12 protein-coding genes are annotated in these 13,632 nt (G+C 48.7%); 7 read left to right on the top strand and 5 right to left on the bottom strand.

What is annotated here, in order from left to right:
• The first annotated feature begins 76 nt into the window (after positions 1-76).
• From NDK19_RS06335 to NDK19_RS06305, 7 genes are all read left to right on the top strand, one after another.
• Positions 77-1,564, top strand: a complete 1,488-nt coding sequence (locus tag NDK19_RS06335; protein WP_250631018.1) for a Do family serine endopeptidase — start codon at positions 77-79, stop codon at positions 1,562-1,564.
• 382 nt (positions 1,565-1,946) lie between these two features.
• Positions 1,947-2,507, top strand: coding sequence for a YceD family protein (locus tag NDK19_RS06330; RefSeq protein WP_250631017.1), 561 nt, complete (start codon positions 1,947-1,949; stop codon positions 2,505-2,507).
• A gap of 28 nt (positions 2,508-2,535) precedes the next feature.
• The gene (rpmF, locus tag NDK19_RS06325; RefSeq protein ID WP_250631016.1) at positions 2,536-2,742 is read left to right on the top strand and encodes a 50S ribosomal protein L32; all 207 of its coding nucleotides are present in this window, start codon (positions 2,536-2,538) and stop codon (positions 2,740-2,742) included.
• 98 nt (positions 2,743-2,840) lie between these two features.
• Positions 2,841-3,833, top strand: coding sequence for a beta-ketoacyl-ACP synthase III (locus NDK19_RS06320; protein WP_250631015.1), 993 nt, complete (start codon positions 2,841-2,843; stop codon positions 3,831-3,833).
• Positions 3,834-3,918: 85 nt separating this feature from the next.
• Positions 3,919-4,416 carry an acetyl-CoA carboxylase biotin carboxyl carrier protein gene (accB, locus tag NDK19_RS06315; RefSeq protein WP_250631014.1) on the top strand — a complete coding sequence of 166 codons (498 nt, stop codon included), beginning with the start codon at positions 3,919-3,921 and terminating at the stop codon, positions 4,414-4,416.
• Between the two features lie 53 nt (positions 4,417-4,469).
• Positions 4,470-5,813 carry an acetyl-CoA carboxylase biotin carboxylase subunit gene (gene accC / locus NDK19_RS06310; RefSeq protein WP_250631013.1) on the top strand — a complete coding sequence of 448 codons (1,344 nt, stop codon included), beginning with the start codon at positions 4,470-4,472 and terminating at the stop codon, positions 5,811-5,813.
• Positions 5,814-6,024: 211 nt separating this feature from the next.
• Positions 6,025-6,372, top strand: a complete 348-nt coding sequence (locus tag NDK19_RS06305; protein WP_250631012.1) for a DUF6150 family protein — start codon at positions 6,025-6,027, stop codon at positions 6,370-6,372.
• Here NDK19_RS06305 and NDK19_RS06300 read toward each other — a convergent pair.
• The 5 genes from NDK19_RS06300 to NDK19_RS06280 all read right to left on the bottom strand — a co-directional run.
• On the bottom strand, positions 6,369-8,444 hold the full coding sequence (locus NDK19_RS06300; protein ID WP_250631011.1) for a 7TM diverse intracellular signaling domain-containing protein: 2,076 nt from the start codon (positions 8,442-8,444) through the stop codon (positions 6,369-6,371). The genes NDK19_RS06305 and NDK19_RS06300 overlap by 4 nt on opposite strands.
• 76 nt (positions 8,445-8,520) lie before the next feature.
• On the bottom strand, positions 8,521-9,093 hold the full coding sequence (gene nadD, locus NDK19_RS06295; RefSeq protein ID WP_250631010.1) for a nicotinate (nicotinamide) nucleotide adenylyltransferase: 573 nt from the start codon (positions 9,091-9,093) through the stop codon (positions 8,521-8,523).
• A 1-nt stretch (position 9,094) separates the two neighbouring features.
• Positions 9,095-10,285: an MFS transporter gene (locus NDK19_RS06290; RefSeq protein WP_250631009.1), complete on the bottom strand. Its 1,191-nt coding sequence runs from the start codon at positions 10,283-10,285 to the stop codon at positions 9,095-9,097.
• A 4-nt stretch (positions 10,286-10,289) separates the two neighbouring features.
• Positions 10,290-13,100 carry a leucine--tRNA ligase gene (gene leuS, locus NDK19_RS06285; protein WP_317207164.1) on the bottom strand — a complete coding sequence of 937 codons (2,811 nt, stop codon included), beginning with the start codon at positions 13,098-13,100 and terminating at the stop codon, positions 10,290-10,292.
• 92 nt (positions 13,101-13,192) lie between these two features.
• On the bottom strand, positions 13,193-13,632 hold a 440-nt coding region (locus NDK19_RS06280; protein WP_250631008.1), incomplete at its 5' end, for a hypothetical protein.

The following is a 13,632-nucleotide window of genomic DNA, read 5'->3' as shown; positions in this document are numbered from 1 at the left end:
GGCAAATCTCTTGTTTTTGTACAACTTTTGCGAAGCATTCGGTAGGAATTTAAATAACCTTCATCGTTTAAAAAAAATGAAAAACTGGCTTCAGACATTGAGTGCTGCCATTGTAGGTGGTATCATTACCATAGGCGGCTATAAACTTGCAGGCTTTGATAAGCAGGAAGTAGTCGTTCAGCAGAACAGCCCTGCCGTACTGACCGACTACCGCACCGTTCCGATGGGTACAAGCAATGTACCTTTTGATTTTACTGTTCCGGCGGCTAAAACAACCCCGGCAGTAGTAAATATTACGTCTAAGATAATGCCTGTTGCACAAAACCGCGACAGAAATCAGCGCCGCTTCAATTTCCCTTTTGACTTTTTTGGAGATATTCCTTTTGGCGATGAGGACATGCTGAACCGTCCGCAAGAAGGCACAGGCTCCGGTGTAATCATTTCACAGGATGGTTTCATTATCACCAACAACCACGTGATTGACAATGCCGATGAGATTACGGTTACTTTGTTTGACAAGCGCACGTACAAAGCCAAAGTAATCGGCACCGACCCTTCCACCGATATTGCCGTTATCAAAATTGACGAAAAAGGTTTGGCAACCGTGCCCTTTGCCGACTCCGACCAAGTGCAAGTAGGACAATGGGTAATGGCCGTAGGCAACCCGTTTAACCTGACTTCAACGGTAACAGCCGGTATTGTAAGCGCCAAAGGCCGCAACATCTCACTGCTGCGCACTCGCGACAACGCCGCTATTGAGTCTTTCATCCAGACCGACGCTGCCGTGAACCCCGGCAACAGTGGCGGTGCATTGGTAAACCTGAACGGCGAACTGGTGGGTATCAATACTGCCATTGCCTCACGCACAGGCAGCTATGCGGGTTATTCCTTTGCCGTACCTTCAAATCTGGCGCGAAAAGTTGCCGAAGACCTGATTAAATACGGAACCGTACAGCGCGCATTCCTTGGCATCACCATTACCGACGTGGACAGCAAAAAAGCCAAAGAACTGAATCTGCCCATAACCGAAGGGGTACATGTGGACAGCGTGATAGCAAACGGCTCTGCCGATGCAGCAGGTTTGCGCCGCGGCGACGTGATTGTAAAAGTTGATGGCAACCAAGTAAAATCCGTTCCCGAATTGCAGGAAAGCATTGGCAGAAAACGCCCGGGTGAAAGCGTAGCACTCCAAATCTACCGCAACGGCTCGCCGCGCGACATTAAATTGACGCTGAAAAGCCGCGATGGCAGCACAACCATAGTAAAGAAAACTTCAACTGCTTTGGACAAACTTGGCATTGAAGTAGAACCTGCCTCTGCTGCTGAACTCAAAAAAATCAATGCGGGCAGCGGCCTGAAAGTAGTCAAAATCAATCGCGGACGAATTATGCGCGATACGAAAATGCGCGAAGGTTTCATTATTACCAAAGTAGGCGGCAGAACCATTCGCTCCGTACAAGACCTGAACGAGATGCTGGAAAACAACAGCGGCGGAGTAATGATTGAAGGCCACTACCCCGACAGCGAAGGTAAACACTACTTTGCTATCGGTTTAGACGACTAAACAAACGCTCAACCGAGCACTTATACCCGATGGTCTGCGGATTCATCGGGTTTTTTTTATTACTCCCGACGGCTCTAAGCACCCCCTTCAGAAGTAAACGCTTGATTGTAAGCTATTTGTACAGAAATTATTCGCAAATCACTTGCACTTTTGCATATCCGTAAACAAACAAGCAAGCAAACAGTCATGTAAATCAAAACACACCTTCTGAAACGCGAATTTGAGACATACTTTTGCTCCGAAATCCCCCTTGGCAAAAAGCCAAATGCTGCCATCCGATGCGTTTTGATTGCTCCATTACTAGCCTTATGAAAGTTTACGCGGGTTACTTGCAAATAAAAGGCAATCCCTTTAACTTTGCGCACTCAAAAGCAATCGGCTGTTGAAACCGTTCAAGTTATACGACATAGATATCCTTGCCTTAAAAGAAAAAACGCATCGCTATGAGTACAAGATAGACGATACGTTCTTTGAATTGTTTGAAGGCGGATTGATAGAACACGGAAGTTGCAACGTGGTGTTAGATCTTGAAAAGTCATCCGGCGTACTGACCTTAAATTTCAGCATCACCGGCACCTTGGAACTAACCTGCGACCGCACGCTTGAACCCTTTACAGAGCCGACTGACTTGCAAGAGCGTGTATTCTACAAGTTCGGCGAAGAAGAAAAAGAACTGGCAGACGATGTGATGGTTATCCCTCACGGAACCGCAACAATTAATGTCGCGCATCACATCTACGATTTTATCTCACTGTCGGTACCTATGAAAAAACTTCACCCAAGCCTTCGGGGCGATGCAACGCAGCAGGGCGAAGATGAGTGGGAAGAAACCTTGTTGGTTTACTCCTCCCCTGTTGAAGAAACAGACCAAGAGGTGCAGGAAGACGAACCGATAGACGAACGCTGGAAAATTCTCAAAGAGAAATTTAAGAATCTGGAATAAATTTTTGAACGATTAATCATTAGTAGTCATGGCACATCCCAAGCGGAAGATATCCAAAACCCGTCGCGACAAAAGAAGAACGCACGATAAACTGACACCTAAGCAAACAACCGTTTGCCCTACAACCGGTGTTGAGCACCTGCCTCACCGTGCCTATTTCTTCGAAGGCAATATGTATTACAACGGCAAACTGGTTTCAGTAAATGCGCCGGCAGAAACCACTGAGGCCGAGTAACGGCAAGGTGGCTATTGCCTGAAAAACTTATACCAAAAGGAGAAGTGATTACGCTTCTCCTTTTTTATATTGCAAACCATTTTTACCAATCATATTGTATGGCAGCGATTCGCGCAAGTATTACCGGCGTAGGCGGCTACGTACCCGATGGCATACTGACAAACAAAGACTTAGAGTCGATGGTAGATACCAACGACGAATGGATTGTAACCCGCACCGGTATTCGTGAAAGGCATATTCTGGAAAAAGGGAAAGGCTCTTCTTTCATGGCCTTAAAAGCAATAGAGCGCCTGATGGAAATGCGACCTACCGACCCTGCGGAAATTGACGCAATCATCTGTTGCACCACCACCCCCGACCACGTTTTCCCTGCCACAGCCAACCTGATTGGCGCAGCTATTGGCGCTGTTAATGCTTTCGGCTTCGATTTGCAGGCTGCCTGCTCCGGCTTCCTCTATGGGCTGACCGTCGGTTCACAGATGATAGAAACAGGCAGATACAAAAAAATTCTGCTGGTGGGGGTAGATAAAATGTCTTCCATTATCAACTACGAAGACCGCGCCACCTGTATCATCTTTGGCGATGGTGCCGGAGCCGTATTCTTAGAACCTGACAACTCGGGCAACGGCTTTATAGATGCTTATTTGCGCTCCGACGGCAAAGGAGCAGAGTTTTTGCACATGAAAGCCGGCGGCAGTTTGTACCCCGCCTCTGCCGAAACGGTAGCCAACAAAGAGCACTACGTTTATCAGGAAGGCGCAACCGTATTCAAATTTGCCGTAACCAAAATGGCTGAGGCGGTTGAAATTATCATGCAAAAAAACAACCTCACAAGCGACGATATTGCCTTCCTTGTTCCTCATCAGGCCAACAAACGCATTATTGATGCAACAGCCGAGCGCGCAGGATTGCCTCCCGAAAAAGTGATGCTCAACATCGAGCATTACGGCAATACAACCAATGCAACCTTGCCACTCTGTTTATGGGACTATCGCCACCAACTCAAAAAAGGCGATAATCTGATTTTCGCGGCTTTCGGCGGTGGATTTACTTGGGGAGCCGTTTATTTGAAATGGGGTATTGAAGTGTAGCGTAAAAAACGGAAAACTTTTCACTTTCCACTTTAAACTCATAACTTAGCCCCTCAATTAGGATGACGTTATCTTTTTTTATCTTATGGACGCAAAAGAAATCCAGGAACTCATCAGTTTTATTGCCGGCTCCGGTTTAGACGAAGTAAACATAGAAGCAGGCGATTTTAAACTACAGGTAAAGCGCCACTCCGAAGTAAAAGGAGTAGCCGTAGCTGCGCCGGTAATGGCAGCTCCCCAAGCCTTAGTGGCTGCGCCGGTAGTTACACAGTCTCAGCCGGTAGTTGCGGAAAGCAAACCGCTGGAAACCGCCGCACAACCTGCCGCTGAATCTTCCAAAAAGTTAGTAGCTATCAAATCTCCTATGATTGGAACCTTCTATCGCTCTTCTAAGCCTGAAAATCCGCCTTACGTGAATGTAGGCGATGAGGTTCGCAAAGGACAGGTAGTCTGCATTATAGAAGCCATGAAACTGTTCAACGAAATAGAATCGGAAGTTGAAGGACGCATTGTGAAGGTATTGGTGGATAACGCCAATCCGGTAGAATACGACCAGGAGTTGTTCCTGATTGAACCGTTCTAATAAACAAAGCCAAACCACACAACACAGGCGTTCTGAAATAAACCTGCACTTTCATGTTCAAGAAAATACTGATTGCAAACCGCGGTGAGATTGCGCTGCGCGTAATCCGCACATGCCGCGAAATGGGCATCAAAACCGTAGCAGTATATTCTACTGCCGACCGCGAAAGCCTGCACGTCAAGTTTGCCGATGAGGCGGTGTGCATCGGGCCTCCTCCCGGTAAAGAATCTTACCTGAATATTCCACGCATTATTGCAGCCGCAGAAATCACCAACGCCGATGCCATTCACCCGGGTTATGGTTTCCTTTCCGAAAATGCGGAATTTTCTGCCATTTGTGCCGAAACCAACATTAAATTTATCGGGCCTACACCTGAAATGATTCAGGCCATGGGCGACAAGGCCACTGCCAAAGCTACCATGAAAGCGGCGGGCGTGCCTGTTATCCCCGGCTCCGATGGTTTGTTGGAAAGCATGGAAGAAGGTATGCGTCTGGCAGCCGAATTCGGCTACCCCGTTATCATCAAAGCAACAGCGGGCGGCGGTGGCAAAGGTATGCGCGTCATCCACGACGAATCGGGCTTTGAAAAAGCATGGAACGATGCCAAAATGGAAGCCGGAGCAGCTTTCGGCAATGACGGCCTCTATCTGGAAAAATTCGTGGAAGAGCCACGACACATTGAAATTCAGGTAGTTGGCGACCAAACAGGCCGCGTATGCCACCTCTCGGAACGCGATTGCTCCATTCAGCGCCGCCACCAAAAGTTAGTAGAAGAAACGCCTTCTCCGTTCATTACGCAAGAACTGCGCGACCGCATGGGGCAGGCTGCTATTCGCGGTGCAGAGTATATCAAATACGAAGGTGCCGGAACCATAGAGTTCCTTGTGGACAAATACGGCAACTTCTATTTCATGGAAATGAATACCCGCATTCAGGTAGAGCACCCTATTACGGAGGAAGTAACTGATTTTGACCTGATTAAGGAGCAAATAAAAGTTGCCATGGGCGAACGCATCTCGGGTAGAAACTACTATCCGCAATTGCACTCAATGGAGTGCCGCATCAATGCGGAAGACCCTGCACGCGATTTCCGCCCTTCACCGGGAAAAATTACCAACCTGCACATCCCCGGCGGGCGTGGTGTGCGCGTAGATACACACGTATATGCGGGCTATGTAATTCCTCCTAACTATGACTCCATGATTGCCAAACTGATTGTATCAGGGCAAACTCGTGAGGAGGTTATCGTGCGCATGAAGCGTGCCTTGCAGGAATTTGTGATTGAAGGGGTTAAAACAACGATTCCATTCCACATTAAACTGATGGATGACCCGCAGTTCCGAGCAGGTAACTTTACCACCAAGTTCCTCGAGGGTTTCGATTTGAGCAACTTATAGGCAAAATCCGCAACAAATATCAAAACCTGACAGGTTTATAAGACCTGTCAGGTTTAAATGCTTATTTTTCAACAACGTATGCGGAAAAATTTCTGAAAAATCACTTGCGCTTTTGTATAAACGCGGACTTCGGTCGGATAAAATCTCTGCAAAATCGCATTATCTGCTGTAACCAGTGTTCTAATAAAGTGAACCAAGCTAATTGAATCAAATGAGTTTCATATTTGTGTTATGGCTGTATTGGGTGGGGATAATGGCAAGTCCGCCGCTTCAATCCCGCCCGACACCTTGTGATGTTTTCGGGCAAATTTATGTGGAAAAAGACCCGTATTTGGCCACTTTTCGCGTGTTCGTGGAGAAAAACAACGAATTTAACGCGCATGTAGTGGTTTTTGAAGAAACTAACCCGCTGTTCGCCGATAAGCCCGGCTTTTGGTATTTTACCAATAAGCGCGGCTTTGCCAATTACAGTATTGCTTATGTGCAAGACCGCAACGTAGCCGATTTTGTTGTCTACTTTACCGACCGTGAACTGTACGCGGGTTGTAACAGGCGCTAAGAGATTGCTACCGCAACCACCAGTATATCATCCATCTGCGGCGATGACTGCTGCCATGCTGTCAGGTGGCTTTTCAAATGCTGTTCCTGCTGATGAATCGGGTGGTGATGAATTGTTGCCAATATTTCCTTGAAACGTCCCAAGGTGAGTTTTTGCTCCGGCTGCCCCCCAAACTGGTCGGCATAGCCGTCGCTGAACAAGTAAACGATATCGCCGCTTTGTACGTCTATCCGGTGCTTTTCAAAAAATGCAGTTTGTCTTTTGCCCGTCAGTGTGCCGCCTATTGCAATAGGGCTTCCCTTGTAAACTTGCAGATGACCGTTGCGGAACAGGTAAAGCGGGCGACGCGCTCCTGCATATTCCAGTATTTGGTCGGCTTCGTTATATGCCAACAGTGCAACGTCCATACTTGCCGCATAGATGGTTTCATCGCGTTCGCTAATCAGTATGCGGCGGAAACGACGGTCTAAATGGATGAGCCACTCGGCAGGGCATTCTAAGGACATTTGCTCCGCTATTTCATCGAATAATCGGCAACCAAGGATGGACATAAACGCCCCGTGTGCGCCATGCCCTGTACAATCTACGACTGCCAGCATTTTTGTTTGGCCTATTTGATTTGCCCAAAAGAAATCGCCGCTGACAATATCGCGGGGCTGCTCAAAAATACTGCTCCGAGGAAAAAGGTTCGATACTGCAAAACGCCGCGGTAAAACGGCCTCTTGCAGTCGCTTGGCATAGCGGATGCTGTCGGTGAGTTTTTGGTTGGCATTGCTGAGTTCTTCGGTTCGTCGGGCGACTTCTTCCTGCAAAGTTTGATTGTATTCATCTTTTACGCGATTCAGATTTTGCAGGTGTTCCAATGCCATTGCCTGCGTGCGTTCATCCATTTGTTTGAAACGCACCGTTAGGGCAAAGGCAAAAATGACTACCTCTGCCGCTACGCCAAATTTTAGCCCATACTCGTTCAATTCGCCCAGCACAATGCCAAAACCTTTTACTACAATCAGCATTATGCCGCCCATCAGAAAGAAAAATGCCGTGATGAAGTACTTCGCCCGCAATGGGTCGGTGCGATAGGCCACCAAACCTGCTACAACCGCTATTACGCTGCAAAGCGGAATCATAACAGAGGCAAAAATGATGATGTAGGTAATCATTTCGTTGGAGGCAAAACAAAGAGGCATCAGCAAAATGCACAGCACTCCGATAAAAGCCAATGAGATTTGTGCCCAACGGGCGAGGTTTTCTTTGCCTAAATATTTGTACGAAAAAATCATCAGGCAAAGCCCGCCAAACAGTGCACTAAAAGGCAATAAGCTGTTGGCCAATTGGGGAAAATCGGGGAAAAGATATTGTGATGCCAGCCCGTCCATAGAAAGCATGAAGCCCCCTACGCCTACTACATAGCCGATGTAATAGATAACAGCGGTATCGTTGAGTTTATAGAACAGGAACAGGTGGAAAATAATCGTAAAGAGCAGTACACCATAGAAAAGTCCGAAAATCCAACGTTCGCGCTGTGCATTTTCCAGCAGCGACTGCGACTCCCACAATACCAGCGGCAAATTCACCGCATCGCTTTCCGTATCAATCCGCAGCAAAATTTCCGTCGTCTGACTCGCCGGCAGGTCTATCGGGAAGATGAAATAATTACTTTGCACGGGGCGTGTGCTGTACGGCTGAGCATCGCCCGTATGAATGGTTTCTATGAGCTTTCCTTCGCGTGTAATATACTGACTGATGCGATTAACGGTTGAGTTTCTGATTTCCAGAAACCGCGCTAAAGGCACTTCATAAGGGTTAGCAACGGCAATTTTTACCCAATACACCCGATTGTTGTGATGCGGGAAATACAATCGATTTTCGGTCGGGGAGGAAAAGGGCATATTTTTTACCTGTTCCCATGTCAGTTGGCCGGTGCTATCCTCTAATACGAGGGCATAGGGTACCAAATCCACCTGCGCAAGACCCATTTTCAGAACAAAGGGCTTGGAAACAACTTGCGCAAATGCAGGAAAGGCCAGCATGAGCAAGCCTATCCAAAGGCTGTAGCGCTGTATCAAATTCACAAAATTGTTATGCGGTCATGATATGAACCCAAATTAAACTGCTTTTGCCTTAAAAAGTTTACTTTTCGGCGAATTATTACAGATACAGTTTTTTGCCTTTGATATAGTGCATGACGTCCTGATGGACAAGGTATTGGATGCTGCGCCCTTTTTTGATGCAATCGCGGATGAAGGTGGCGGAAATGTCAATCATCGGGGCTTCTACAATCGTTACGTTGGGATGCTCCATGAGCGGGGAAAAACTTGCCCCATAGCGCGGATAGACAATCAGCCCGTAGTATTCCAAAATTTTGCGGTAGTTTTTCCACTTGGTAAAATTGTCCAAGTTGTCTTGCCCGATAATGACGCGGAACTGATGGTTGGGATATTTTTCGCTCAAATAGGTTAGCGTGTCAATCGTATAGCTGGGGCGCGGCAGGCGAAACTCAATATCGGTTGCATTCAGCTTGTAGTTGTCGGCAATGGCGATGCGCACCATCTCCATGCGGTCGTGTTCGTGCAGCAGGGCGCTGCTTTGCTTAAAGGGGTTGTGCGGCGAAACGACAAACCACACTTGCGAAAAGTCCGAACTTTCTGCCACGGTATTGGCAATAATCAGATGCCCTATGTGAATGGGATTAAATGAGCCGAAAAACAAACCGATTTTCATGCTATCCGATAAATTTTAACCGCGGTGCAATCAGCAGGCAAACCCAACTGATGACAACCGATGCAATGCCCACCCAATAGAAACCCTCCAAACGCGCAGTAGCGCCCTCGTGTACCAACAAGCCCGCCAAAAAAGCGCCCGAAGCAGAGCCGATTTGCATCACGCTGGAATTGATGCTCATAAAACTGCCGCGCCCCTCTTTGCCGACCACGCCCGAAATCATGGTTTGCGCGGGCACCATGCGGCTGTTGATGAAAATGAAAAACAGAGTCGTAGCCGTCAGCGCCACATAAACAGGCACGGGCGGCAAATTGGTAATCGCCGCAATCGGAATGTAGGACAAGAGCATCCCGACGGCAAATACCCGTTTGACGCCTATTTTATCAACCAGCCGTCCGATAATCTGCGCGGAAAAAATAGTGGCAACTCCGCCAAACAAATAAATCAACGGTATTTGCGATTGGCTAAGCCCCACATTGCGAACCATGTAGGGGGCAATGAAGGGAATCATAATCATTTGGCTCAAAATCAGCGCAAAACTCATGGTCAGCCCCAGCAGTTGGTTGCGGTCGGCGGCAATTTTGCGCAGCAAAGCCATCGGTTGCACGGGCGACTTTCGGGCAGCCAAATGAGCGCGCATAGGCGGCAACACGTTCCACAAAACAGCCGCCAGCGCCGAACCGAAAGCCCCCAAAAACAGGAACGGCGCAGGCCAGCCCATTTTTTCTGCCATGAACAACCCAAAAGGAACGCCCAACACCGAAGCCACCGAAAAAGAGGCGGAAAGCAACGCCATTGCCCTGCCGCGTTGCTCCCAAGGGTACAGGTCGCTGACAATGGACATGACCAACGACCCGATGACTCCGCCGAAAACGCCCGTTACCGCCCGCGCTATTACCATCGGGATGTAGCTGTCCACCAATCCGCAGGCGATTGTGCCTGCCAGAAAGCCGCCGTAGAGCATGAGCAGGAAGTTTTTGCGGTCAAAACGGTCGATGATGAATGCACCCAGAAAGCCGGAAATGCCTGCCGAAAGCGTGTAAGCCGATACCATGATTGAAAATTGCTGCGGCTCTATTCGGAAACTGCGCATCAGAATATCGCCGAGCGGCATCATAATCATGAAATCCATGATGTGGGTAAAATTGACCGCTGCCAGCAGGAACACGGTCATTCGGGGTGCATTGGGCATGGGTTTACAGTACGACGTTTACGATTTTTTTCGGTACAACGATTACTTTTTTAGGCGTTTTACCCTCGGTATATTTCTTCACGATTTCGGAAGCCAGCACCTCTTGCTCAATTTGCTGCGGGCTGAGGTCTGCGCCTAATTGCAACTGACCGCGTACTTTGCCGTTGATGGAAATCGGGTATTCAATCACCGATTCGACCAAATAGGCAGCGTTCCACCGCGGATATTGCGCCGTAACGATGCTGTGCGTGTGCCCCATTTTTGCCCACAACTCTTCGGCGATGTGCGGCGCATAAGGCGAAAGAACAATCAACAAATCGTTCAAAACGGCTGCCTTGTGGCATTTCAGGCTGCTAAGTTCGTTCACGCAAATCATCAATTGACTAACCGTTGTGTTGAAAGAAAAGTTTTCGATGTCTTCTTCCACTTTGCGGATAGTCTTGTGCAATATTTTGAGTTCTTCTGCCGTCGGTTCGCCGTCGGTAACAACGGAATTGCCTTTTTCGTCGAAGAACAAACGCCAGAGTTTGCGCAGGAATTTGTAAACGCCTTCGATGCCGTGTGTGCTCCAAGGTTTATCGGCTTCAATCGGACCCAAAAACATTTCGTAGAGGCGCAGCGTGTCGGCTCCATAGCGTTCCACCACGTCGTCGGGGTTCACGACGTTGTACTTGGACTTGGACATTTTCTCTACAATTTCATCGCAAATAAATTTGCCGTTTTCGCAAATAAATTCCGCATCGGCATATTCGGGGCGGAACTGCTTGTAGGCTTCCACATCCAGCACGTCGTTTTCTACGATATTGACGGGTGCATGAAGGGCTATGGTTTCGCCGTATTGGTCTTTTAAGCCTTTGGAAACGAACTTGTTATCGTTTTTGAGCTTGTAAATAATGGCTGAACGCCCCTGAATTTTGCCCTGATTGAGCAACTTTTTATACGGCTCATGGTAGCCGACATAGCCGCGGTCGAACAGGAACTTGTGCCAGAAACGGGAATAGAGCAAGTGCCCGACGGCGTGTTCGGTGCCGCCCACGTACAAATCTACCTGATTCCAATAGTCGATGGCTTGGCAGTCGGCAAAAACCTTGTCGTTGCGCGCGTCCATGTAGCGCAGGAAGTACCAACTGCTGCCAGCCCAGCCCGGCATGGTGCTGAGTTCGTAGCGGTATTCCTTGCCGTTTTTGCGGTATTTCCAATCCGTTGCGCGCCCAAGCGGCGGCTCGCCCGTCGGGGTGGGTTTGTATTCGTCAATTTCGGGCAGCACCAGCGGCAGTTCGCTTTCGTCAATCAGTCGCGGGATGTTGTTTTCGTCAAAATAAACGGGTACGGGTTCGCCCCAGTAGCGTTGGCGGCTGAAAACCGCATCGCGCATTCGGTAGTTTACTTTGGCTTTTCCGATGCCTTTTTCTTCCAAAAATGCCAACAGTTTGGGCATGGCTTCGGCATAGGTCAGCCCGTTAATCATACCCGAATTGACGTAGCGCCCTTCTTTGGTGGCATCGGCTTCTTTGTCAAGGTTTTTCTGTGCGTCCAAAATTTGTACAATCGGCAGCCCGAAGTGCTTGGCAAAGGTATAGTCGCGCTGGTCGCCGCTGGGCACAGCCATTACCGCGCCCGTGCCGTAGCCTGCCAATACATAATCAGCCAACCACACGGGCACTTTTTCGCCGCTGAACGGATTGATGCAATAGCTGCCCGTAAACACGCCCGAAACGGTTTTCGTATCTGCCATGCGCTCGCGCTCGGAACGGTTCTTGGCTTTTTTCACGTATGCCATCACTTCCTCGCGGCGGTCGGGCGTTACCAATTGTTCCACCAACTCGTGTTCGGGGGCAAGTACCATAAAGGTTACGCCGTAAATCGTATCCAAGCGGGTGGTATAAACTTTGATAAACTGATTGGGATGACCTTCTAAGGCAAAACTTACTTCCGCACCTACCGATTTGCCAATCCAGTTGCGCTGCATTTCTTTGAGCGACTCGGAAAAATCCACGTCGTTTAAATCTTGCAAAAGGCGCTCGGCGTAGGCGGTGATGCGCATCATCCATTGGCGCATTTTTTTGCGTTCTACGGGGAATCCGCCGCGTTCGCTTACGCCGTCTTTTACCTCGTCGTTAGAAAGCACGCTGCCCAGCGCCGGACACCAGTTTACCCACTCGTCGGCAGGGTAGGTGAGGCGATATTTCAAGAGCATTTCCTGCTGTTGCGGCTCGCTCATGGCGTTCCATTCGGCAGCCGTGAATGTGGGCGTATCTTCGTCGCAGGCGGCGCGAACGTTCAAATTGCCTTCTTTTTCAAAAACGGCAATCAGTTCGCCGATGGGTTTGGCTTTGCCGCGCCCTTCGTTGGCAGGGTCGGCAAGGTCGTACCACGAATTGAAAATTTGCATGAAAATCCACTGTGTCCAGCGGTAATAATCGGGTGAGGAAGTTTGCACTTCGCGTTCCCAATCGTAAGAAAAGCCGATTTTATTGAGTTGGCTTTTGAAGGTGTCAATATTTTTAGCCGTTGTAACGGCGGGATGTTGCCCCGTATCAATGGCGTATTGCTCGGCAGGTAACCCGAAAGAGTCGAAGCCCATGGGGTGCAACACGTTGAAGCCTTTGAGGCGCTTAAACCGCGCCACAATGTCAGAGGCGATATAGCCCAGCGGATGCCCCACGTGCAGCCCCGCCCCCGAAGGATAGGGGAACATGTCTAAGACGTAGTATTTGGGCTTGGTCGTATCGTTATAGGTTTTGTAGATGTTGTTTTCGCGCCAATAACGCTGCCATTTGGCTTCAATCTCTCGGTGGTTGTATTCCAATGCCATAGCAAAAGCTGTTTTACCTTTTGTGAAGCGCAAAGATAGGGTTTATGCGGCGGATTCGGGCATTTGGCTTTCGGGTTACTTGGGAAAGGAGGTTACACCCACACCGCAAAAATCTCTTTGCCTTTGTGATGAATCAGCTCTTCGCGCCAAGTCGGATTGTTGCGGTCGTCAAATATCAACAGCCAGCCTTCGTTTACGCCGTGAATATCTAAATAATCGGCCAATTGATTGAGGCCACGCTCATGCGATTTTTCCCCGCTCCAGCGTTTCAATTCTATGATGTATCGCCATTGCATGTAGGTTACAACAATATCCAAGCGCTTTTCTTCTGAGGTTTCTACTTCTTTGAAGTCGTAGCCCCGCCCGTTGATAATCGGTTTGAGGTAGGCAAGAAATATCAGCCGCCACTCACGCTCTTTGAAATCTTTATCGCGCTTGCTGTACTGCTCTTTCATAAAAGACTGAAACTTGCGCAGCACTTGGTGCATATCAAGGCTGTCATCGTCTTTGATAAATTGACTGCCTACATAGT

Origin of the sequence: Rhodoflexus caldus, assembly GCF_021206925.1 — a bacterium.
Classification (GTDB): Bacteria; Bacteroidota; Bacteroidia; order Cytophagales; family Thermoflexibacteraceae; genus Rhodoflexus; species Rhodoflexus caldus.
The sequence above is the reverse complement of the archived record's forward strand: the minus strand, read 5'-3'. Positions and strand labels throughout refer to the sequence as shown.

Excerpts from the sequence above, each read along its gene's own strand:
- NDK19_RS06335 (WP_250631018.1), top strand. The coding sequence starts at position 77 with ATGAAAAACTGGCTTCAGACATTGAGTGCTGCCATTGTAGGTGGTATC.
- rpmF (WP_250631016.1), top strand. The coding sequence starts at position 2,536 with ATGGCACATCCCAAGCGGAAGATATCCAAAACCCGTCGCGACAAAAGA.
- NDK19_RS06320 (WP_250631015.1), top strand. The coding sequence starts at position 2,841 with ATGGCAGCGATTCGCGCAAGTATTACCGGCGTAGGCGGCTACGTACCC.
- accB (WP_250631014.1), top strand. The coding sequence starts at position 3,919 with ATGGACGCAAAAGAAATCCAGGAACTCATCAGTTTTATTGCCGGCTCC.
- accC (WP_250631013.1), top strand. The coding sequence starts at position 4,470 with ATGTTCAAGAAAATACTGATTGCAAACCGCGGTGAGATTGCGCTGCGC.
- NDK19_RS06305 (WP_250631012.1), top strand. The coding sequence starts at position 6,025 with ATGAGTTTCATATTTGTGTTATGGCTGTATTGGGTGGGGATAATGGCA.
- nadD (WP_250631010.1), bottom strand. The coding sequence starts at position 9,093 with ATGAAAATCGGTTTGTTTTTCGGCTCATTTAATCCCATTCACATAGGG.
- NDK19_RS06290 (WP_250631009.1), bottom strand. The coding sequence starts at position 10,285 with ATGCCCAATGCACCCCGAATGACCGTGTTCCTGCTGGCAGCGGTCAAT.
- leuS (WP_317207164.1), bottom strand. The coding sequence starts at position 13,100 with ATGGCATTGGAATACAACCACCGAGAGATTGAAGCCAAATGGCAGCGT.